Consider the following 21,972-nt stretch of genomic DNA (forward strand, 5'->3'; position numbering starts at 1 on the left):
ATTGGTCACTGAGTGTCTAGCGCTGGCCGCCGGGCGTGCGCGGGCGCGCCGTTTTCCTGATCGCGTAGTGCAGCGACGATGGCTGCAGGACGGCGCTAAAATTGACGCTGTCGCCCTCGCCCCCTTCGCCCAGTTCGAGCCGCCCGTGGATGACGAAGTCGAGCCGGTTGACGCTGCCGCTTGCGAGCTCGATGCTGGCGCTGACATCCTTCAGGCGCGGCTCGTGGGTTTCGATCGCGCGGGTCAAGGCCGCGCAGATGGCGGCGCGGTCCTCGTCGCTGGTCATGCAGAAGCCGGCAAAGTCGAGCAGGCCGTAATTCAGGATCGATGCGCGCGCCAGGGGGAATTCGTCGAAGGCGCCAGGGGGCAGCGCGGCCCGGGTATTGAGCAGCGCCTCCAGGTCGCGCGCCAGGTGGTCCTTGATCTGCTCGATGGTCAGGCGCTGCGCGGCGCCGCCCGGCTCGCCGCGCTCGTCCATCAGGCGGTCGAGCAGGCCGGGGGTGAAGCCTTTCATGGGTGCCCTGGAATGAGGAAAAGCGATGGAAGAACATCAAGGCTGCCGGTGCGCGCTTCCGCGGCGGCGCGCACCGGCACATGCTGTTTAGATCAGGCGATCTTGTTGGTCGCCAGGTCCCAGCCGCCCGAGGTGTTGCCGCCGGCGCCGCCGGTGACCTTTTGCTGGGTGTACTTCCACTTGATCTTCGAGAACTTCAGCTTGACCTCTTCCTCGATGATCGAGCCTTCCTTGACGTCCGGCTTGACCGCGCCGATCAGCACGTTTTCGAGTTCGATCTCGAAGTACTTGATGCGCTCGCCCTGGCCATCGGCGCGCATGAATTCCAGCTTGGCCTTGGGGATCGTCTTGCCGGCCGAGCAGGTCTGCAGCAGGATCGGCGAGGCCAGGTCGGCCAGCTTGGTAAAGGTGACTTCGTCGTGCACGCAGCGTTCAGCGGTGTGGCCGCCGCCGGTCGATGCGGTGGCCGAACGCGGCTGGCTCACGCCCCATTTCACCGCAGTGCACTCGATCCAGTCCTTGTGCTTGTCGTCCGTCGATTCACCTTTGATGCCATCGATCTGCAGATATACGTCAATTGCCATGTTTGCTTGCTCCTGGTTCGGGTTATGTGTGGATCAGCTTTTGGTCGACTGCGGCAACTCCGCGACCAGTCGGAGGGAAACGGACAATTCGTCGAGCTGAAAGTGGGGGCGCAGGAAGGAGACGGCGCGGTAGCAGCCGGGACGGCCCGGCACTTCCGACACCTGGACGCTCGCTTCGCGCAGCGGAAACTGGGCCTTCTGCTCCTGGCTGGCGTTGTCGTCCAACAGCACGTACTGCGTCAGCCAGCGGTTCAGGTAGTCTTCGACATTGGAAGCGGCGGCAAAGCTGCCGATCTTGTCGCGCATCATGGCCTTCATGTAGTGGGCGATGCGCGAGACCGCGAAGATGTATTGCAGCTGCGAGGACAGCATGGCGTTTGCGTTGGCCGCTTCGTTGGCGTACTTCTTCGCCTTCTGCGCGGACTGCGCCCCGAAAAAGGCCGCGTATGAAGTGTTCTTGCAGTGCACCAGCGAGATGAAGCCCAGGTCCGAGAGCTCCTTTTCGCGGCGGTCGGTGATCGCCACCTCGGTCGGGCATTTCAGGGCCACTTCGCCTTCGTCCGTCTTGAAGGTGTGGGTCGGCAGGTTTTCGACCAGGCCGCCGCCCTCGACGCCGCGGATCGCGGCGCACCAGCCGTAGTCCTCGAACGCGCGCGTCAGCTTGGACGCGAACGCGTAGGAAGCGTTACACCACAGGTATTTGCTGTGGTCGGTGCCGTCCACGTCCTCCACGTAATTGAAGCCTTCCGTGGTCATGCCGTCGATCGGGTTGTACGGCAGGCGGCCGAGGAAGCGCGGCAGCGTCAGGCCGACGTAGCGCGAATCCTCGGACTCGCGGAACGCCTTCCATTTGGCGTATTCGACCGTGTCGAAGACTTTCGCCAGGTCGCGAGGCTTTCCGAGGTCGCCAAACGAGTCGACGCCGAACAGTTCCGGCGCGGCCGAGGTAATGAAGGGCGCGTGGCTGGCGGCGGCCACGTGCGACATCTGCTCGAGGAAGTACATGTCCTCGGGCTGGCGGCTCATCTCGAAGTCGCCGACCAGGGCGCCGTAGGGAGCGCCGCCGAAGGTGCCGAACTCCTCTTCATAGACCTTCTTGAAGAGCGAACTCTGGTCGAACTCGAGGGCGGCCTGGAAGTCCTTCACCAGTTCGCGCTTGCTGGCGTTGAGCATGCGGATCTGCAGGCCCGAACTCGTCGACGAATTCTTCACCAGGTATTGCAGGCCGGTCCAGCTGCGTTCCATCTTCTGGAACTCGGGCGCGTGCATCACGGCCGACAGCTGGGTCGAAATCATCTGGTCCAGCTCGGCCAGGCGCGCGTCGATCATCGCCGACAGGTTGTTCGACACCACCATCGTGCCCGACATCACCTGGGTGACCAGTTCCGAAATCAGGTCGCGCGCCCGTTCGTGCTCGCTGGGGGAAGCGGCGACGCGGCTTTGCTCGACGATCTGGTCGAGCAGTCCATTGTCCAGCTCCAGCGCTGGCGCCGGAGCAGCAGCCGCAAGCGAGGGATTCTGCGCCTCTTGAAGAATGGCCGCCATTATTTGCCCTCCGTGTTCTTGCGCAGGCCCTCGAGTTTTTCGGTATTGCCGAGGACCTCGCTCAGGATGTCGTCGAGCTTGTCGTTCCCGGCCAGCTTGTTGCGCAGGTCGGCCAGCTTGGTGCGCGCATCAAGCAGCCCCTTCAGGGGCGCAACTTGTTGTACGACCGCTTCCGGGCGGAAGTCGGCCATTTCGCGAAACTGCAGCTGCACGCCGAACTGGCCGCCCTCTTCCGACAGGTGGTTCTCGACACGAAACTGCACGCTCGGCGCGACGCCCCCCAGCACCTCGTCGAAATTCGACGCATCGACGTTGACGAACTTGCGGTCCTTCAGTCGCTTCTTTTCCGCGTTCGGGTCGTTGCCGAAGTCGCCGATCACGCCGACCACGAAGGGCAGCTCCTTGTTTTCGATGGCGTCGCCGATCTCGACGTCATAGGTCATCTGCACACGCGGCGCGCGCACTTTCTGCAAGCGCTTTTGCACGCTCTCACTTTTGGCCATGTCAGCTCCTGGGGAAAAAAGGACCGGCGGGCGCCGGCCTGTGATCGCTTACTGGATCAGTTACTTGAGCGCGCCGAACGGGTCGCTTGCGGCCGCGGCGGCGGGCTTCGCCGGGGTCTGCGACGCCGTGGTCGTTGAACGTGGCTTCGGCGCTGGCTTGGGTTTCGTCGGCACCAGCACCTCTTCGCCCAGGCTGGTGCGCAGCAGCTTGGCCAGGTCCTGCGCCTCCGACTTGACGTTGCCGTTGAGGTTGTTCTTGCGCGCCAGGTCGCCAAGTGCCTTGCTCGACACGCGCAGGCCGCTCACGGCGGCGATGCTGATGGCCAGCGCGTCCTCCGGATCGCGTTCGAGCGCTTCATGGGCGTGCACGATCGCCTCGCCGTAGTTGCTGCTGTTAAAGCGCATCTGCGCCATGCGTATCCACGGGGTCTTGTCAGTCGGGAATGCCTGGCTTGCACCCTTGAGCAGCGCGTATGCCTTGTCGGGCTGCCCGGCGGCGACCGCCGCGTCGGCGGCTGCGATGGACGCTTCCACCGTTGCCCCTGCCGCCACGCTGCCCGACCCCTGGCCGGTGCTTCCGCAGGCGCTTAAGAATGCGATACACGCCATCGCCGGCATCAGTCGTTTGAACATCATCTCGGTCTCCAGTACGTTGAACCAGTGGCCATTATTCTGTAAGCGCCAAGCAATAAATTGCGCACAGTCAACAACTCGACAGGTCCCTGCCACAGCGCATAACCCGTGCTTCGCTTGCGCCGCCTCAGGCGCCTGGCACGGCGTTCCTGTTAAATGAGCGCTGGCGAATTTACGAGAGGCAAGAGTCCGATGAAGAGAATCCCGATTTGCCTGCTCCTGCTTGCCTGTCTTCCCGCCAGTGCCGGCGACGGCCTGGCCCAGCGCGCACTGGAAGCAATCGGCTTGGGCAAGCCTGCGCCACTGGAAAAATCACCGCGCCAAGTCACGCTGCGCCTGCACGCGTCAGCCAGGCTCAACACCGATGCCGAGGGCCGGCCGCTGCCGCTCGTGACCCGCATCTATGCCCTGCGCCAGCGCGCGGCCTTCGAAGCGGCGCCCTACGCCGCCTTCCTGGCCGATGGCGCGGACCGCGAGGCCTTCGGGGCCGACCTGGTCGGGGTCAGGGAGCAGATCCTGCTGCCGGGCCAGCGCTACGAAGCGATCGAACATGTGCCACAGGAAGCAGCCTATGTCGGCGTCGTGGCGCTGTTCCATTCGCCCGCGCCGCAGCGCTGGCGGCTGGCGTTTTCCAGCGTCGAGGCCGAAAAGGCCGGGCTGACGCTGGGCCTGCTGGCCTGCACCCTGTCGGCCGGCGCCGGCGCCCAGCCGACCGGCACGCCGAAGATGCCTGGCCCTGCGCGCTGTCAATAAGGGCGCCGCCGCGTTCGATCAAGCTCAATATTTTCCGCAAACCATTTCTTCTCGAGGTGCCATGAACATGCCATCGAAATTGCTGTGGGGCGAAGGGCTGTTTTTACGTCCCCAACATTTCCAGCAACAGGACCGCTACCACGAGGCGCGCCTGAACCAGACGGCGCGCGCCCTGCATCCGTACGCCTGGGGCGTGCGGCGCCTGGAACTCGACCACGAAGCCTTGAGGAACGACGTGCTGCGCATTGACGCGCTGTCGCTGGTGTTTCCCGACGGAGAGCTCTACCGGGCGCCCGAGGGCGATCCCTTGCCGCGCCAGGTCAAGCTGGGCGCCCTGCCCCCTGCCACCCAGTCGATCACCTTCCATGCCGCGCTGCCTGCGCTCAAATCGTATGGGGAAAACTGCGGCGAGCCCGATGTCGAGCGCGACGATGCACGTTTCATCCAGATCGAGCGCGACACCCAGGACCTGTTCACCCACGCGGCCGACGCCTCCGTCACCTACCTGGGCAAGACGGTACGGCTGGTGGCGGATGCGGACACGAATGCGCTCGATGCCTACGACAGCTTTCCGCTGCTGCGGCTGCGGCGCGTGGCGACCGGCGGCTTCGAGGTCGACCCCTCCTTCATTCCGCCGAGCGTCTCGATCGAAGGCGGGCCCGGCCTGCATAACGCGGTCGCGCGGCTGATGGAAAAGCTGCTGGCGAAAGTCAATGCGCTGTACGGCCACATGCGCGAGCCGAGCCGCAAGGTGGTCGAGATCCGGGGCGGCGACATGTCCTCGTTCTGGCTGCTGCACACGGCCAGCACCGGCTATGCCGCGCTGTCGCACTACCTGAACCACCCCGAACTGCATCCGGAACGCCTGTTCGCCGACATGCTGGCGCTCGCCGGCGGCCTGATGGCGTATTCGCGCAGCTACAAGCTGGAGGACTTGCCGGCCTATTCGCACCTCGATCCCGGTCCCGCATTCGCGCGCCTGGACGACATCCTGCGCGACCTGCTCGACACTGTCGTCTCCAGCCGCTATTTTTCGATTGCGCTGTCGAACGACCGCCCGTCCTACCACCTCGGCGCGCTCGACTCGGGCAAGATCACGGCCCAGACCACGCTCTACCTGGCGGTATCGGCCGACATGCCGGCGCTGCAGCTGGTCGACGTCGTGCCCCTGCGCTTCAAGCTCGGCGCGCCGCAGGACGTGGACAAGTTCGTCCTCTCGGCCATGCCCGGCGTGAAGCTGATGCACGCGCCGCAGGTGCCGGCCGCGCTGCCGATCCGGCCCGACACCTATTACTTCGTCCTCGAGAACAAGGGGACCCTGTACGAGAACATGCTCAAGGCCCAGGCCATCTCGATCTACGTGCCGAACGGGATCCGCGACCTGCAGCTCGACCTGATCGGCGTGGCGGCATGAGCGCCCACATGGAGAGACGCGCGCCCCAGGCCGCGCGCAGCGCCACCGGCGGCGCTCCGCAAACCCTGGTCGACCTGATGTACGAAGGTTTCTACGCCCTGTTCCTGCTGAAGAACGGCTGCGGACCGCACGACAAGACGGCCTTTGCCGACCACATGACCGCCTTCCTGGGCGACGTCGACCGCAACGCCAAGGCGGTCGGGGTGGCGGCCGAAGACGTCACCGCGGCCAAGTACGCCTTCTGCTCGGCCGTCGACGAAATCATCCTGCGCTCGAACTTCGAGGTGCGCGAAGCCTGGGAGACGCGCCCCCTGCAGCTGCGCGTGTTCGGCGACCAGCTCGCCGGCGAACACTTCTTCCACCGGTTGGAGGACCTGCGCGCGAAAGGCAGCGTGCACCTGCAGGCGCTCGAGGTGTTCCACATGTGCCTGCTGCTCGGCTTCGAAGGCCGCTATGCGCTCGACGGCCACGACAAGCTGAACTACCTGGTCGCGCGACTGGGCGACGAGATCGCGCGCATGCGCGGCAAGAACCGCGGCTTCGCACCGCATGCCGAACGCCCGGACCACGTCACCAACACCTTGCGCTCGGACCTGTCGCTGTGGGTCCTGACCTCGGTGTTCACGCTCGCCGCGCTCGGCGCCTACGTGGGTTTCCGTGCCAAGCTGGGGATCGACACCGACACCGCCCTGGCCAGCTACAACGACCTGGTGAAGCTGCCGCCGCGCGCGGCGAATGTGACCATTACCCTGCCTTAAAAAAAATTGCCGCCAGCAATGCTGGCGGCAATTTATTTGTTCCCTTAATTCCGATTATTGCGCGACCTTGAACTCGATGCGCCGGTTGCGGGCGCGCCCGTCCGGGGTACGGTTGTCGGCCACCGGCCGGTCCGGTCCCTCGCCCGACACCGCGATCGAATCGGGATGGATGCCGCGTGCCGCCACATAGGTCTTGACCGCCTCCGCGCGGGCCTGGCTGAGCGACAGGTTGCCGGCGCGCGAACCGGCGTTGTCGGTGTGCCCGATCACCTCGACCTTGATCCCGCCGAGTTTTTTCAAGGCCTCGCTCATCTGGTCGAGGATCGCCATGCCCGACGGCGTCAGCGCCGCCTTGCCCGATTCGAACTCGATGATCCGGTTTGCCAGCGCCGCGTCGAGCACGCCCTGCTCGGATGCCGAAACGCGCAGGCCGTTGTTCACCGTATAAGTCGGATTCAGGCTGCCGGCGATATCGCCCGCGATCTGCTGGCGCTGCGCCTCGCTGGCGACGTCGCCGCGCAGGCTGACGGTGTTGCCGTCCACTTTCAGCTGGCCCCTGCTGATCATCTTGAGGTTCGGTCCGATCAGCCGTCCCACGTAGTCGTTCCAGTTGGCGGGCGTGGCAACATTGCCGACCACGAGCTGGTCGACGACGCGGTCAAGGCCATAGACCGCGCGCAGGCGCGCCAGCAGCGCGGCCTTGCTGGACTCGTCGGCGACGGTGCCGGCAACCACGATCGGGGCCGAGGCCGGAGCCACCGCCCCCTGGGCGTGGACGGCATGCCCGGCCAGCAGGAGTGTCGCCATGAAAAAGGTCTTGGTCACGTTGCGTCTCCGATGAAGGTCTTCAGGAACAGCTCGCGCGCCATTTTGAGGGGCAGTTGCGGCTGGTCGAGGTAGCTGGCCAGGGCGCGCACGTCCACGTCGAGCCCGAGCTGCTCGTCGACCCAGCCGGTATCGACCAGGCGCACCTGCTGCTCGCGCCCAACCAGCGGATCGATGATGCCGCGCAGCGTCTGGGCGGCGGCGCCGCAGAACCCGATGACCAGCACCGGGCGCTCGTCCAGTATGGTCAGGAACAGCGCGAGGTCGAAGCCGGTGCGACGCACGAAGGGCCCCACCAGTTCGAGCCAGAACGCGGCGACCGGCGCGCGCAGTTCCACGGCATCGGGCAGCGGCAGCACCAGGCTCTTGTCCAGCTGCGCCGGTTTGCTGTGCATGACCGGCTGCAGCAGCAGGCCTAGCGCGAGCACGATGCGGCTCGCGTCCGCGCCGTCGAGCAGGTTCGAGAGCTCGGCGATGGTGCCGCCGGCGAGAAAGGCGGCGAGCGAACCCTCGGATTCGCCGAGGGTGATGACGGCGTCGCTGATGCCCTGCAGGTGCGGGGTCGGGTCGGCGGCCGCATGCACCTGGGGCGCGGCGCCGGCCAGGAAGGACCACAGCGGCGCAAACGCAAGCGGGCAGCGCGACACGAACGCCGCCGGGTCGGCCACGTCGAGGGTGCGCATCATCAGGAAGGGGAAGCGCCGGCCGGGCTGATCGTGGCTGGCGACGAGGTGGCCGGCGATTGCATGGCGGCGCGTCGGCCCGACAAAGGCGAAGCTGACCGGGGCCATGGCGTCGTAATCGATCTTCCAGCGCGCGCTCGAAGGCAGCCGGTGCATGACGGCGGCCAGCCAGTCGTCGAGCATGCCGATTGCCGAGGCGTCGTGCGCGACCTTGACGAAGTCGCTACGCGCCGGGATCTTGCCGAAGTAGCCGATCCGGTCAGGTGCGGGCGCGCGCATCACTGGCCTCCCGCCGACAGGCTGGCCATCGCCGGCGCCGTGGCCGAGGGGTTGGCCAATGCAGCCGGCCGCCCGACGATCGTGCCGGGCAAGCGCAGCCCGTTGAAGCCGCGGCTGGTGTTCGAGGTGGCTTCGGCGTTGCTGACCAGGCGCAGGTCGACGGCCACCGAAAGATTCGGCCCGTTCCAGCGCAGTTCGACAACGTCGGCGCTCTTGCGTTTCTGGGTCGCCGCCTCGATCATGCGGCGCATGCCGAACTGGCCCGGCTCGTTAAACAGTTCGACGGTGCGCCCGTCAAAGGTGACGGCGCTGATGCGCGCGCCCGAGGTGCCCGGTCCCGGATGCACCATGTTAGTCCAGACGGGCGGCGTGTTCCGGTAGCGCAGCTGCTGGCCGTCGATCTCGATCGTGTATTCCGTCGTGCCGGGCGCCGGCTGCGCCTGCAGCTGGAACACCTTTTGGGGCCCGCTTGCCGCAGGCGTCGCCACCCCATTGCTGGACAAGGGCGCCACCCAGCCCGGGAAGCCCGACACGGCCTGGGGCGCAAGCGTGATGCCGATGTCGGCCCAGGTACGGGCCGTAAGCAGGTTGCCGCGGTTGATGACGAGCGGCCCCATCGAAGTCGTCATGAATTTCGCGACCACGCCTTCGGGACCGAACACCTGGCCGATCTCGGCGCCCGTGGCCTCGATCTTGCTGCCGGGGGAGAACGGGTATTTGTCGGCCAGCGTCTTCTGGAACGGCTCGACCACCTGGGCCTGCCAGGTCTTGTTGATTTCGGACTCGGACGGCAGCACGATCATCGCGAAGGTCTGCACCAGCGGGCGCACCAGCAGCGGGCGCAGCGCTGAACGCTGGCCATCGCTCATCCCGGTCAGCATCTGCTCGTCGACATACTTGAGGGCGTCCGCCAGTTCCGAGCCAGTCCCTTCCAGGGTCTGCTGCATCAGCTGCTTGGCGCCGGGCCCCGGGTCGCCCTGGTTCTTCAGCGTGTTCAGGCGGCTGCGCAGGCGCGACAGGGCATCGAGGTAGCCGCTCATCAGCGACGCTTCGCGCTCTTTTGCGCCGACCAGGCGCGCGACACCGGCGAACTCGCGGCTGATCGGGCCCATCGTCCCGGCTGGGCCAGGAGCCAGCGGGCCGACAGCGTCGACCAGCGTGCGCGCGTCGGACGGCGCGCGCCGCATCACGACTTCCTTGAACCAGGCGACGAACCCGCGCTCGGCCTTCGACAGGTTGGCGCGGCTTGCCGCCGGATTGTCCCAGGAGGTCTCGTCGTAGATGGTCCTGAGCAGGCGCGCGATCGGGGAGGCCTGCGGATCGCCCAGGCGGTTCATCGCCTGCACGCTGCCCTCGAAGCCCTTCAGGTCGGCCACCGTCACGCCCTGCACGAACCTGCCCCACTCTTTTACATACTCGGTCTTGTACATGTCGACCAGGGTCTTCTGGATCTGCTCGGGGCTGCCCTCGAGCGTCAGGTCGTCCTTGGCGACGGTTTTCAGGACCCAGTCGGTGCTTTGCAGTTCGCGGTTGGATGCCTCGCGGATTGCGTCAACCACGTATTTTTCCCAGGCGGCGCGGGTAAATGCGCCGCTGACTGCATGGCTGCCCGCCACCAGGCCGGCGTCCGCGTCGCCGACGATGCGCGCGACCGTCACCGCCGGGAAGCGCGTTGCGGCGCGGGTCTTGATGTCGGCGTAGACGCGCTCGCGCGCCGGGGTGCCGCGCACCACCTGACGCAGGTTCTCGCGGGCGGAATCGAGCAGGCCCAGTTTCAGCGTGACCTGCGGCCAGGCCTGGTCCCCGATCTGCGACAGGTGGAAGGTCAACAGGCGCTCGGCGCTGCGGATCATCTGCTCGCGCGGCATCGCGCCGCGGTTCGCTTCCAGCCAGGTGCGCCAGTAGCGCGTGAGCTGGTCGTTCAGGTGGCCGGGCTCGGCGTGGCTCTTGTCGCCCAACATCAGGTAGGTCTTGAGGGCGTTGTAGGCGTCGGCGACGTTGGTCGGCGACACGTCCTGGTAAGGCTGGCCCGGGCGCACAGTGGGCGCCGCCTGGGCCTCCTGCGCCGCCTGGGTCGCCGGGGCATTCGGGTCGAGTGCGCCGGCATGGGCGTTCACCTCGGCCAGCATGGTCTCGAGGGCGCTCGCGACCGGTTCGACCATCACCGCGCGCACGCCGGCAAAGTATTCGTCGCGCAGCTTGCGCTCGAGCTTGTCGCCCTGGTACAGCCCGAACGAGAGCGCCCAGGGCTGGTCTTCGCGGAATTTGTCGAGCTGCTCGATGCGGTCCTGCAGGATGCCGAGCGCTTCCAGGCGCGACTGCAGGTCGATGCGCTTTTCCTGCAGCCGCACCACCTTGTCGAGGTCGGCCTGGACGTTGGCCACCAGCTGCACATTGCCCATGTAGGCCCAGCTCCAGCCGCCGAGCGCCGCGCCGAGGGCGATGGTGGCCGCAAAGAAGGCGGCGTACTTCACGCGCGCAGCGTTCGGGTTCGTGTAGCGCTTGACCAGGTCCTTGTCGGCGAAGATCACCTTGCGGAACAGGTCGAGCAGGAAGTAGCCCTCGCCGTCGGCGCCCTCGCTGGCGTCGTTCTTTGCCTCGCGCAGCTCGAGATCGAAGCGGCTGGCGACGCGTTTCGACGACAGGTCCTGCACCAGCCCTTCCTGCAGCGCGCTGGTGAAGTAGAAGCCGCGGAACACGGGTTTGAACTGGTAGGTGTTTTCTTCGAACAGGGTCGACAGGAAAGCGCGCAGCGGGCTGCGGATGGCGGAAAACTCGAGCGGGAAAGTAAACACCCCGGGGCGCATCTGGGCGCTGCGGTTGCCGGCCATGTTGGCCAGGCTCATTTCCTTGAGGCCGTCGTGCAGCTCGTCGAAATGCGCGTCAAAAAAGGCGAGCACGTCCTGGGGCGTGCTGCGCCGGTTGTAGCGCAGCGTCGCGCCCCAGACGCGGTCGCGCTCCTGGCGCTCGCTGTCGTGGAAGAAGTCGGAAAAGCCGGCGATCAGGTCGGCCTTGGTGAAGATCACGTAGACCGGGGCATACACGCCAAGGCGTTCGGTGAGTTCCTGGACGCGGGTGCGCAGGCTTTTCGCCAGTTCCATCGAGGCGCTGGCCGGGCCGGCGGTCAGTTCGGCCACGCTCACCGCGATCAGGATGCCGTTGATCGGGGCGCGGCGCCGGTGTTTTTTCAGCAGGTCGAGGAAGCTGAACCACTCGGCGCGGTCGCCTTCCTGCACCGAGTAGCGCCCGGCGGTGTCGAGCAGGATGCCGTCGGTGGTAAAGAACCAGTCGCAGTTGCGGGTGCCGCCCACGCCCTGCACGGCCTTGCTGCCGGGGATCGGGAAGGTGAGCCCCGAATGCGCGATGGCGCTGCTCTTGCCCGCCGCAGGGTTGCCGATGATCATGTACCAGGGCAGCTCGTAGAGCGCCGCCGCGCCGCGCGTGATGCCCAGTTTCGAGGTCTTGATCGTCGTGATCGCCTCGAGCATGTTCTTGCGCAGCACTGCCACTTCGCTGCGTCCGTGGTCGCCCTGCCCTCCCGCATCGCTTGCCAGGCTGTTGGTCAGGCGGTCGGCGGCGCGGTTGCGCAGCAGGCGGCGCGCGCCCCAGTACAGGCCCCACAGGGCCAGCATCCCCAGCGCCGCGATCACGGCCCAGATGGCGCCAAGCTCGAAGGTATCGACGCTGAGGAAAATAATGCCGAGGCAGGCGGTGATGCCGATCACGACAAGCACGCGGCTGTCGGTGAGAAACTTCCAGAGACGGGCCATGGCGGGAGCGTGTGTGAGGTTGTGGGAAAGTCCGACAGGCAATGCTCGCATCAATTGCCTGTGGAAAATTTGACATCCCTCAATCTCCGACGGGCGTCTCATTCACGTCGCATCACCCCGCGCAGGCGCAGTTCCGTGTGGCCCAGGTCCATCATTTTCCAGCGTCCGCCCCAGGTCAGGCCCAGCTGCTCGGCCACTTCGCCGTACAGCTTGTAGCCACGCATGGCCCACGGGTCTTTTTCCGAAATGACCAGCTTGCCGTCGCGCCAGAAGGCGCAGTCGGCGGCCAGGCCGTACTGGTGCCAGCTCTGGAAAGCGCGCGCATTGGTCACGGCGCCGCCCATCTGCGCCAGCAGGTCCTGGCGCGCGGGGCTGCGGTAACCCTCGAGCAGGGCCATGTCATAGCCGTGCTTTTCTTTCATGATCTTGAACGCGAGCAGCAGGCGCTGGCTGAATTCGGGATGCATCAGGCCCCAGTTGCGGCTCGCATGGACCAGCATTGGCCGCACCTGCACCACTTCCTGGGTACTGAACGCGAGCGGCGGCGGTTCGCTCGGCGGCACCAGTTGCTCGCCCCGCAGGAGCGCCGCGATCTGGGCGTCCGGCAGGGCCTCGGTCGGCTCGTAACCCGGCAGCATGTCGGGTGTGCGCATGACCAGCGCCAGCAGCGAGGGAATCGCAATCAGGGGCACGCCGATGGCGAGCACGATCCAGTGGCGGCGCAGTGTCTTGCGCGCGGCGCCGGCGAATTCGCGCAGGGTGCGCCCAGGCTGCCACGGCTGCCTGGCCACCCCGGGCCGTGGCGCCGTCATGCTTCGGTACCGGCTGCGCAGGCCGAACATCAAACCATTGATGCGCGCCCTTCCCGTAGGGAAACAAACCAGCCAGATCAGGCTGCAAGCGACGCAAAAATACAGAAGTGCGACAAAGATCAGCATGGCTTTTCCCAGATTGTTTCTAATCGAAGCAGAAACGTCCATCTTAGGAGGTATGCCGTGCGCCCTACAGACGAAAATCAAGCAGGCTCGACAAGACCAAACCTCATGTCGTCGCGCCGCGCTGTGGGAGAAGACAACATCCTCGCCATGCTCGAGCGAGATTCCGCACGGCGCACCGGCACGCGCGCATCGAACCTGCGGCTGGCCTGCTACGGCGCTGCCGCGGCCTTTGCCGGCATCCTGGTGGGCGGTGTGGCGTGGCTGGCCTACGACAACTACAAGACCGCCGAGCAGTTGCAAGCCGGGCACGATGCGCTGGTCGCCGTGCCGCCGGTGGTGGCCAGCGCCGAGGCGCTGCCGCAGGCTACCCCACCGATGCTGACGGCGCCCGCGCCTGCGCCCGTAGCCCCAGCCGTGGCCGAACCGCCGCGTGCCGCCGTGATTGTCGACGAGTCCGCGCCGCCAGCGGGCACTGCCGGCAGCGGCGTGCCGCCGCTGGTGATGCTGCCGCCAGAGGACGCCGCCCCGGCGCGCCCCGCGCAACCGGCGCCCCGCCCTGTGAAAGAAACGCCACGAGAAACGGAAAAAGTAACGGCAAAAAACACTGGGCAAACCGCGGGCAAGACCCCGCCCAAAGCACGCGCCACGCAAACCGCCGCCCGCGGAAGCGACAGGAAAGTCGACAAAAAGGCGAACAAGAGCGCAGACAAAGCGAAACGGGTGGCCGCACGCGCGGCAAAACCCGCGCCGCAGCGCAGCACCAACAAGCCGGCCGCCGACACGCCGCGCCAGCGCAAGGCCAGCCCGGCTCCGGCGCAGGTCGACAACGATGTCGCGCTGATCTCGGCCATCATTTCTCAATCCGAACGCCACCGCGGCGAGCGCGAGGCTCCCGCGGACTGCAAGGGCGCGAAATGCCCGCCGAAGCCGGCACAGCCCTGATGTGGGAAAAAACCACGGCGGCCAGCCCTGGCCGCTGAAACTGCTGGGAGTTCATTGTTCGTGGCGCTATACTGTACATAAGCACAGTAGCGCGTCACGAGATGAACAGGGTTCTGGAAAACGAGTTTTATTACCTGGACAACTTCCAGGCCGTCCTGGACTGGATCGGGCAGCGCTACCACGATTTGCTGACCGACGACGAACAGGCATTCATTAGGGCGTTTTCCGCGCTGCCGCAGCCCGCGCGCGCGCTGTTCGTGCGCATGGTCATGCGCAAGGGCGACCTCTTTCGCGCCAGCAAACTGAGTTACGCCGAAATCGGCTGCCCGGTCGAGGCAGCGCAGCAGCTGCTGCCCACCGGCTGGATCGAGCTTGATCCTGTCCTCTCCATCGACGAGCTGTTCGACTTGCTGTCCAAGCCCGAGATCGCCAGCGCTTTCGCCTCCACATTGCAGCAAAAGAGCGCGCGCAAGGCCGAGCAGCTCGAAGCCCTGCGTGCCAATTGTGCCGACTACGCCGACAGCCGCGCCTTTTCAAGTTGGTACCGCGACTGCGGCGACGTCGCGCTGCGCATCCTGGTCAAGCCCCTGTGCGACCGCCTGCGCCTGATCTTTTTCGGCAACCTGCACCAGGACTGGACCGAATTCGTGCTGGCCGACCTCGGCCTGTTCCGCTACGAGCAGGTGGAGTTCTCACCGGCTTCGCGGGGCTTTCGCCAGCGCTCCGACATCGACCATTACCTCGCCCTGCATCGCTGCCGCGAGCGCTTTGCCGCCGGCCTGGAAGCTGCCGACGAGGTGCTGCGCGACCTGCCGACCCACGCTTTCGAGAACGATTGGCTCGAGAGCCGGCGCGAGAAATTCCTGTTCCAGGTCGGCCAGCATTTCGAGAAGCAGAAGGACTGGCCCCGTGCGCACGAAGTGTATGCACGCTGCCGCTTCCCGGGTGCGCGCGGACGCGCGATCCGGGTGCTGGAAAAGGCCGAGCGCTTTGCGGACGCCTGGCGCTTGCTGGAAGAAGCGCAGCGCGCGCCGGAAAACGACGCCGAGCGCCAGCACTGCTCGCGCATCGGCCCGCGCCTGGCGCGCAAACTCGGGCACCCGAAGACCGCGAAAGGCAGCGTCGCAGCCATTGCCCAGTTCGCGGTAAGCCTGCCCCACCCCGGCGCCGATCCGTGGGTCGAAGGGGCCGTGCGCGACCACTTGGCGGTGCAAGACGCGCCCGTGTTCTACGTCGAGAACACGCTCGCGAATGCCCTGTTTGGGCTGTTGTGCTGGCGCGCGATCTTCGCCGCCATTCCAGGCGCCTTTTTCCATCCCTTCCATCGCGCGCCGGCCGACCTCTACAGCCTGGATTTTCATCGCCGCCGCGCCCGCGAATTCGACGACTGCCTGGCCCAGCTCGAGGACGGCCGCTACCGCGCCACCATCCTCGCCCACTTCCAGGAAAAAGCGGGCATCTCCGCGCCCTTCGTGTCCTGGGAATACCTCGAGCGTGACCTGCTCGAACTGGCCCTCGATTGCATCCCCGCCGCGCACCTGAAGCGCTGGTGCGAGCGCATCCTGGCCGACGTGAAAGAAAACCGCACCGGCTTCCCCGACCTGATCCAGTTCTGGCCGGCCGAGCGCCGCTACAACATGATCGAAGTAAAAGGCCCGGGCGACCGCCTGCAAGACAACCAGCTGCGCTGGATCGAGTACTGCGCGCAGCACGACATGCCGGTGTCGGTGTGCTACCTGCAATGGGAAGCAGTTCCTTGAGCGACGCCTTGAGCACGACGGGCTATGTCGTCGCGGTGCGCACCCTGTGCGAGTTCACGGCCAAGCAGGGCGACCTCGACCTGCGCTTCACGCCCTCCCCGACCGCCCAGGAAGGTATCGCCGGCCACGCCGTGGTACAAGGCAGGCGTGGCGACCGTTACCAGGCCGAGGTCTCGCTCTCCGGCGACTACGGCCCGCTGCACGTGCGCGGCCGCGCCGACGGCTATGACGCGGCCCACAACCTGCTCGAGGAGATCAAGACCTACCGCGGGCTGCTGTCCTCGATGCCGGATAACCACCGCCACCTGCACTGGGCGCAGGTGCGCGTCTACGGCCACCTGCTGTGCGCCCAGCTCGGGCTCGAGGAAGTCAACCTGGCCCTCGTGTATTACGAGATCGGCAGCGGTCATGAAACCACGCTGCGCGAGACCCGCAGCGCCGGCGAACTGCGCGCCATGTTCGAAGACCAGTGCCGGCGCTTCACCGCCTGGGCCGAAGCCGAGCTGCGCCACCGCGAGGCGCGCGACGCGGCCCTCGCCGCGCTGCGCTTCCCCCACCCAAGCTTCCGCCCGGGGCAGCGCCAGCTCGCGGAAAACGTCTTCAAGGCCAACGCCGCCGGGCGCTGCCTGCTGGCCCAGGCGCCGACCGGCATCGGCAAGACCGTCGGCAGCCTGTTCCCGGTCCTGAAAGCGGCGCCCGCGCAGCGCATCGACAAGGTGTTTTTCCTCGCCGCCAAAACACCGGGACGCCAGCTCGCGCTCGATGCGCTCAAAGCCATCCGCGCCGCCAGCCCGGCCCTGCCGCTGCGCGTGCTGGAACTGACCGCGCGCGACAAGGCCTGCGAGCATCCCGACAAAGCCTGCCAGGGCGAATCCTGCCCGCTGGCGAAGGGTTTCTACGACCGCCTGCCCGCCGCGCGCCAGGCGGCAGCCAACGTCCCGGTGCTGGACCGCGCCGCGCTGCGCGAGATCGGCCTGGCGCACGATGTCTGCCCCTATTACCTGGGCGGCGAAATGGCGCGCTGGAGCGATGTCGTGGTCGGCGACTACAACTATTATTTCGACGGCAGCGCCATGCTGTACGCGCTGGCGCAGGCCAACGGCTGGCGCGCCAGCGTGCTGGTCGACGAGGCGCACAACATGGTCTCGCGTACGCGAGCCATGTATTCGGCGCAGCTGGACCGCGCCGCCCTGCGCCTGGCGCGTGCCGGTGCGCCGGAACCCGTCAAGAAGGCGCTCACCAAAGTCGCGCGCACCTGGGGCGAGATCGACGCCGGCGCACCCGCGCTCTGGCAGCAGCTGCCGGCGCCGCCCGAAAAACTGCTTACGGCCTTGACGAGCGCCACGGGCGCCATCAACGATTTCCTCGCCGAAGCCGGGCAAGCCGGGCCGCTCGACCCGGACCTGCAGCGCTTCCACTTCGACGCCCTGCAGTTCACCCGCCTGGCCGAGTCGTTCGGCGACCACTCGGTCTGCGATGTCACCCGGGCCGGCAAGGACACCACGCTCTCGATCCGCAACGTCGTGCCCGCGCCCTTCCTCAAACCCCGCTTTACCGGGGCGCACTCGGTGACCCTGTTTTCCGCCACCCTCAGTCCCTGGCATTATTTCGCCGACCTGCTCGGCCTGCCCGAGGACGCGGGCTGGATCGATGTCGAGTCGCCCTTCACGGGCGGCCAGCTGACGGTGCACGTGGCGCGCGACATCTCCACCCGCTACGCGCACCGCGCCGCCTCGCTCGGTCCCATCGCGCGCCTGATGGCCAGCCAGTACGCGCAAACGCCCGGCAACTACCTCGCCTTTTTCAGCAGCTTCGACTACCTGGACCAGGTAGCCACCCTGTTCGCCGAACGCTATCCGGACGTGCCGGTCTGGCGCCAGGAGCGGCGAATGAGCGAGAGCGAACGGGGGGGCTTCCTCGAGCGATTTCATCCCGATGGCCGCGGCATCGGCTTTGCCGTGCTGGGCGGCTCGTTCGGCGAAGGCATCGACCTGCCGGGCGCGCGCCTGATCGGCGCCTTCGTCGCGACCCTCGGCCTGCCCCAGCTCAATCCCGTGAACGAAACACTGCGCGCGCGCATGCAGGCGATGTTCGGCGCCGGCTACGACTACACCTACCTGTACCCGGGCCTGCAGAAGGTGGTGCAGGCGGCCGGCCGCGTGATCCGCACCGAGCAGGACGAAGGCGTGGTCTACCTGATCGACGACCGCTTCGACGATCCCAAGGTGCGCGCCCTGCTGCCGCGCTGGTGGCAGGTGGATGTGATACCCGCCATCAACGCATCGCTTCCCTGAGTTTGGCGTAGCCGCTGCGGCTGACGGGAACGCGCTTGCCGCCCTTCAGGACCGCGCACCAGCTGTCGCGGGTTGCTGCCTCGATGCGTTCGATGGCGCCGACGTTCACGATGTAGGAGCGGTGCACGCGCAGGAAGACGCCCGGGTGGAGCCCCTCCTCGAGTTCGGCCATGCGCCCGTTCTTCAGGTGGGTACGCCCGCCCGCGCTGATCTGCACATAATCGTCCTGCGCTTCGATCCAGTCGATGCTGCTTGCCGCCACCACGTGCACGCGGGCGCCGTCCCGCACCAGGATGCGCTCGAGCGGGCCATGCCTGCGCGCCGCTTCGACCGCGAGCGCCTGCACCTCCTGCGCCGGCGCGAGGCCTGCCGTCACCCGCGCCGCCACGTTCGCCAGCGCCTGCGCCAGCCGCTCGCGGCTGAAGGGTTTCAAGAGGTAGTCGAGCGCGCGCACCTCGAAGGCCCTGAGCGCATACTGGTCATAGGCCGTGACGAACACATAGCGCGTGCGCGCGCCGGCCAGCTCCACCACCTCGAAGCCGTCGAGCTTCGGCATCTGGATGTCGAGGAACACCAAGTCGGGCTGCAGGTCGCCGATCGCCTTCACCGCCTCGAAGCCGTTCGCGCATTCGGCGACGATCTCGATGCCGGGATGCCCGCCCAGGTATTCGCGCAGCAACGCGCGCGCGAGGAATTCGTCGTCGACGATAATGACACGCATGATCTAAGTCTCCATGACGGGAACGGTTTCGAATGGCAGCGCCAGCTCCACGCGGAAGGTCTCCCCAAGGTGCGCCCAGTGCACGCTCGCCTCGTGCGCATAGGTGGCCGCCAGGCGCTGGCGCACGTTTGCCAGGCCGATGCCGCAGCCAGAGGTGCGCACCTGGGCGCCCTCCTCGTCGGCGTCGTTCTCGACCCGGATGCGCAGCAGCGAGCCCGTGCGTTCGGCCGCGATGCGCACCATGCCGCCGCCTACCCGGTTGCCGATGCCGTGCTTCACCGCATTCTCCACCAGCGGCTGCAGCAGCATCGGCGGCAGCAGGCAGCTTTCCGCCTCGGGCGCCACCGCCTCCTCGAAACGCAGGCGCGCGCCGAAGCGCACCTGTTCGATGGCGAGGAAGGCGCGCGCCAGGGCCAGTTCCTCGGTCAGCGGCACCATTCTCTGTGCGTCCATGCCGAGGCTGCGCCGGAAGAAGTCCGACAGCTGCAGGGTCATGCCGCGCGCGGCCGCCGGGTCGATCGAGGTCAGTGCGCTGATCGAGTTCAGGCTGTTGAACAGGAAGTGCGGATCGATCTGCGTGCGCAGCATGCGCAGCTCGGCGTCCTGCGCGGCCAGCTTCATCTCCAGCTCGCGCCGCTCGAACAGGCGCGCCCGTTCGAATTCCAGCGCCAGGTAGTGTGCGACCGCCGTCAAGCCGTACAGGATCACGCCGAGGCCGAACATCGTTGCCGCAAAGGGCCGGGTCATAAATGGAACGCTTGATGCCGGCATGCCGGGCGCGGCACCGCGCAGCAGTTCGCTCCAGCCGTTGCCGGCCACGGTCCACAGCGCGCTCGCGCACACGGCGCTCGATGCGAACACGCCGAGCACCGCGAACAGGGGCCTGCTGGCGAGCGGATAGGCGCGGCACAGGTAATACGACGAAAAGCCGCTGGCGCAGCCATACAGGAGCGTCAGCGGCATTGCGAACAGCAGGCTGGCGCCCCAGGGCGCGTCGGCCGCGGTATGCATCAGGCCGGCAAGCATGCTTCCCAACAGCAGCCAGGCCGCCAGGTACAGGGCCGTGCTGCGCCGGGTGCCGAGCGCGCCCTGCATCACGGCCTGCATTAGTTACGCACCTCCACGCCGCCCATGATCGCGTAGCCGCGAATGATGAGGCGCTTGCTGTTGTCGGGCGGGGCGACGGTCTTTTCGTCGAAGCCGCCCATGATCGGCGTGCCCTGCAGGACGATCGTCCAGTCGGGCGGACACTTGATCGTCACGCCGCCCCAGAAGGCGAACACGTTGATGACTGCCTCGCCCTGGATGGAGGCGCCGCGCATGTCGAGGGTGCAGCCGCCCATCACCGCCGTGACTTCGCCGCCGCGGAAATCCTGGGTATGCACGCGCCGCTCGAAGCCGCCCAGCACCGCCGTCACGTCGACGGTCTGCGTCGTTTCGCCCGGCCTGTCGTCGGCCACGCCGTGCACCGGCGCCCGTTCGCCGCGCATGGCGCGGTACACCACCATCGCGCCGACCGCGATCAGGACCAGCGGCCAGGCCTGGCGCCACGAAAAATAGATGAGGCCGAGGCGGTTCAGGATCATGGCGCTGCCGATGCCGATGCCGGCCAGGCCGATCAGGTAGCCGTTCGGCGAGGAGGTGTCGAGCAGCTTGGCGATGCCGGCGAAGATGAAGACCAGGGGCCAGAACGCCAGCGCGTCGTGCACGTCGATGATGTCGAGGTTATCGAGCAAGAACAGCAGGCCGATGGCGATCACCAGCACGCCCATCAGCACCTGGCTGGTGACGCCGCGGTCCGCCCGGCGCGCCTGGCGGGCGGCGCGGCGCGCATCGCGGCTGGAATCGCGCCCTTCGTCGATAGTGTCCTTATGCACGGTCATTCTCCTTCGTTTGCGGGAAGCGGCGGTCGATCACGGGGGCGAGTACCATCTGCAACCCCCACATCAGCAGGAACAGGGGCCAGCTGTTGCGGAAGGTCAGGCCCAGGAAGTTCTCGAACACCGCGAACAGCCACAGGCCGATGAAGACGGTCCAGAGCCCGTTGCGGAATTCTTTCGCGCTGGGGTAGCCGATGGTCTGGTTGATGCCGGCCGCCACGATCAGCAGCGGCCAATAATGCCACAGGCCGCGCACGTCGACGAGGTCCATGCGGTCGAGCAGGAAGATGACGCCGACCGCGATCAGGACCAGGCCCCACATGACCTGTTTGCGCGCGGCGTAACTGTTTTCGGTATTCATTGCGCCCTCCGTGTTGTGATGTAAACACGATAGCGGGCAGCGGGCGGGCTGGAAAGCGCCTTTCGGCGAACAGCGGCAAGCGCCCGGTGAATGGCGAAGGATTCGGCGAACGGCATTGCTGGACGAAAAAAAGCCCGCTCATGAGCGGGCGGGCTTTTTCGTGCGGTGCGGGATCAGGCAGCCGCGGAAAGGCTCATTGGCGGCTGGTTCCTGACCTGGTTGCGGTACTTGGCGCGGGCCGTGGCCTGCTTGACCGCTTCGCGTGCGATGTTGGTGCGGCGGATGTCGAGACGTTCGTCCTTGCCGCGGTGCTGGGCTTCGTGTTTGTTACCGATACGCTTGGTCATGTACTTCTCCTCTGTTGAAACGGTTTATCCGGATGCAGGGCCATGTTACGCCTGTTACGAGGGTTCGCTCGCCAGCTTCAGCTCCGCTGGCGGCGATATCCGCCAGCCCAGCTGGCGGCGGATTTCCTCGGGGGACGGCGGCGGTTGCGGATCGCGCGAGCGCCGCGCGAGGTATTCGCGAACCAGGTGCTTCGGTGGATTCGTGGTCGTGGCAGACATGGGGCCTCCGCTTCCGGGGTTTTTTATCGGCCGCCGCCTGGGCGACGGCCGGGAATGTGGTGCCGATCCTCGAGGCGACCGGCTAACCTGTTGAGATATTTGGCGGGCCTGCAGAACGAATTCGCTGGCGCCTCACTCACACGGCTTCATCATATCGAATGCATAAGACCCCTACCGTTAGCTGGCGCACACTGAGGGCACAGATGAGCTGCCGAAGCGGCGCGCCGTAGTGTAGGACTGGGCATACAC

General features: G+C 66.6%; 21 protein-coding genes. 6 read left to right on the plus strand and 15 right to left on the minus strand.

The features are described 5' to 3' along the window. Nucleotides 1–16: 16 nt before the first annotated feature. From tssE to ACFPN5_RS03980, 5 genes are all read right to left on the minus strand, one after another. On the minus strand, nt 17–514 hold the full coding sequence (gene tssE / locus ACFPN5_RS03960; protein ID WP_379780323.1) for a type VI secretion system baseplate subunit TssE: 498 nt from the start codon (nt 512–514) through the stop codon (nt 17–19). Nucleotides 515–606: 92 nt separating this feature from the next. Next, complete coding sequence (locus ACFPN5_RS03965) at nt 607–1,098, minus strand: Hcp family type VI secretion system effector (RefSeq protein ID WP_379780325.1); 492 nt, start codon at nt 1,096–1,098, stop codon at nt 607–609. 33 nt (nt 1,099–1,131) lie between these two features. After that, nucleotides 1,132–2,643 carry a type VI secretion system contractile sheath large subunit gene (gene tssC, locus ACFPN5_RS03970; RefSeq protein WP_379780327.1) on the minus strand — a complete coding sequence of 504 codons (1,512 nt, stop codon included), beginning with the start codon at nt 2,641–2,643 and terminating at the stop codon, nt 1,132–1,134. Further along, on the minus strand, nt 2,643–3,146 hold the full coding sequence (tssB, locus tag ACFPN5_RS03975) for a type VI secretion system contractile sheath small subunit (RefSeq protein ID WP_379780329.1): 504 nt from the start codon (nt 3,144–3,146) through the stop codon (nt 2,643–2,645). Before tssB ends, tssC begins: the two co-directional genes overlap by 1 nt. A gap of 60 nt (nt 3,147–3,206) precedes the next feature. After that, the gene (locus ACFPN5_RS03980; protein ID WP_379780331.1) at nt 3,207–3,782 is read right to left on the minus strand and encodes a tetratricopeptide repeat protein; all 576 of its coding nucleotides are present in this window, start codon (nt 3,780–3,782) and stop codon (nt 3,207–3,209) included. 189 nt (nt 3,783–3,971) lie between these two features. On the opposite strand from ACFPN5_RS03980, the gene tssJ reads away from it, so the two are divergent. From tssJ to icmH, 3 genes are all read left to right on the plus strand, one after another. Continuing rightward, nucleotides 3,972–4,532 (plus strand): type VI secretion system lipoprotein TssJ, encoded by a 561-nt coding sequence (tssJ, locus tag ACFPN5_RS03985; protein ID WP_379780333.1) that lies wholly within the window; start codon nt 3,972–3,974, stop codon nt 4,530–4,532. Nucleotides 4,533–4,593: 61 nt separating this feature from the next. Further along, nucleotides 4,594–5,946 (plus strand): type VI secretion system baseplate subunit TssK, encoded by a 1,353-nt coding sequence (tssK, locus tag ACFPN5_RS03990; RefSeq protein WP_379780335.1) that lies wholly within the window; start codon nt 4,594–4,596, stop codon nt 5,944–5,946. Beyond that, entirely contained in the window at nt 5,943–6,704 is a 762-nt protein-coding gene (gene icmH / locus ACFPN5_RS03995; RefSeq protein WP_379780337.1) for a type IVB secretion system protein IcmH/DotU, read from the plus strand. Before tssK ends, icmH begins: the two co-directional genes overlap by 4 nt. 54 nt (nt 6,705–6,758) lie before the next feature. Here the strand turns inward: icmH and ACFPN5_RS04000 are convergent, their stop codons facing one another. The 4 genes from ACFPN5_RS04000 to ACFPN5_RS04015 form a co-directional block, all read right to left on the minus strand. Next, nucleotides 6,759–7,529, minus strand: a complete 771-nt coding sequence (locus ACFPN5_RS04000) for an OmpA family protein (protein WP_379780339.1) — start codon at nt 7,527–7,529, stop codon at nt 6,759–6,761. Further along, nucleotides 7,526–8,491, minus strand: a complete 966-nt coding sequence (gene tagF, locus ACFPN5_RS04005) for a type VI secretion system-associated protein TagF (RefSeq protein WP_379780341.1) — start codon at nt 8,489–8,491, stop codon at nt 7,526–7,528. The genes ACFPN5_RS04000 and tagF overlap by 4 nt, the downstream gene beginning before the upstream one ends. Then, nucleotides 8,491–12,261 carry a type VI secretion system membrane subunit TssM gene (gene tssM, locus ACFPN5_RS04010; protein ID WP_379780343.1) on the minus strand — a complete coding sequence of 1,257 codons (3,771 nt, stop codon included), beginning with the start codon at nt 12,259–12,261 and terminating at the stop codon, nt 8,491–8,493. Before tssM ends, tagF begins: the two co-directional genes overlap by 1 nt. A gap of 98 nt (nt 12,262–12,359) precedes the next feature. Further along, nucleotides 12,360–13,073, minus strand: coding sequence for a M15 family metallopeptidase (locus ACFPN5_RS04015; RefSeq protein WP_379780345.1), 714 nt, complete (start codon nt 13,071–13,073; stop codon nt 12,360–12,362). Nucleotides 13,074–13,304: 231 nt separating this feature from the next. On the opposite strand from ACFPN5_RS04015, the gene ACFPN5_RS04020 reads away from it, so the two are divergent. The 3 genes from ACFPN5_RS04020 (at nt 13,305) to ACFPN5_RS04030 (ending at nt 18,195) form a co-directional block, all read left to right on the plus strand. Beyond that, entirely contained in the window at nt 13,305–14,141 is an 837-nt protein-coding gene (locus tag ACFPN5_RS04020; RefSeq protein WP_379780347.1) for a hypothetical protein, read from the plus strand. A 101-nt stretch (nt 14,142–14,242) separates the two neighbouring features. Then, the gene (locus ACFPN5_RS04025) at nt 14,243–15,901 is read left to right on the plus strand and encodes a VRR-NUC domain-containing protein (protein WP_379780349.1); all 1,659 of its coding nucleotides are present in this window, start codon (nt 14,243–14,245) and stop codon (nt 15,899–15,901) included. Further along, entirely contained in the window at nt 15,883–18,195 is a 2,313-nt protein-coding gene (locus ACFPN5_RS04030) for an ATP-dependent DNA helicase (protein ID WP_379780351.1), read from the plus strand. The genes ACFPN5_RS04025 and ACFPN5_RS04030 overlap by 19 nt, the downstream gene beginning before the upstream one ends. Here the strand turns inward: ACFPN5_RS04030 and ACFPN5_RS04035 are convergent. The 6 genes from ACFPN5_RS04035 to ACFPN5_RS04060 form a co-directional block, all read right to left on the minus strand. Then, a complete protein-coding gene (locus ACFPN5_RS04035) occupies nt 18,176–18,916 on the minus strand; it encodes a LytR/AlgR family response regulator transcription factor (RefSeq protein WP_379780353.1) in 741 nt (246 codons plus the stop codon). The genes ACFPN5_RS04030 and ACFPN5_RS04035 overlap by 20 nt on opposite strands. A gap of 3 nt (nt 18,917–18,919) precedes the next feature. Beyond that, complete coding sequence (locus ACFPN5_RS04040) at nt 18,920–20,023, minus strand: sensor histidine kinase (protein WP_379780355.1); 1,104 nt, start codon at nt 20,021–20,023, stop codon at nt 18,920–18,922. After that, nucleotides 20,023–20,793, minus strand: coding sequence for a LiaI-LiaF-like domain-containing protein (locus ACFPN5_RS04045; protein ID WP_379780357.1), 771 nt, complete (start codon nt 20,791–20,793; stop codon nt 20,023–20,025). The genes ACFPN5_RS04040 and ACFPN5_RS04045 overlap by 1 nt, the downstream gene beginning before the upstream one ends. Beyond that, complete coding sequence (locus tag ACFPN5_RS04050; protein ID WP_379780359.1) at nt 20,786–21,157, minus strand: LiaF transmembrane domain-containing protein; 372 nt, start codon at nt 21,155–21,157, stop codon at nt 20,786–20,788. Before ACFPN5_RS04050 ends, ACFPN5_RS04045 begins: the two co-directional genes overlap by 8 nt. A 173-nt stretch (nt 21,158–21,330) precedes the next feature. Beyond that, nucleotides 21,331–21,504, minus strand: coding sequence for a hypothetical protein (locus tag ACFPN5_RS04055; protein ID WP_379780361.1), 174 nt, complete (start codon nt 21,502–21,504; stop codon nt 21,331–21,333). Nucleotides 21,505–21,558: 54 nt separating this feature from the next. Next, nucleotides 21,559–21,723 carry a hypothetical protein gene (locus ACFPN5_RS04060; RefSeq protein ID WP_379780363.1) on the minus strand — a complete coding sequence of 55 codons (165 nt, stop codon included), beginning with the start codon at nt 21,721–21,723 and terminating at the stop codon, nt 21,559–21,561. Nucleotides 21,724–21,972 lie beyond the last annotated feature (249 nt).

The sequence above is a fragment of the Massilia niabensis genome, from assembly GCF_042655085.1.
Lineage (GTDB): Bacteria > Pseudomonadota > Gammaproteobacteria > Burkholderiales > Burkholderiaceae_D > Telluria > Telluria niabensis.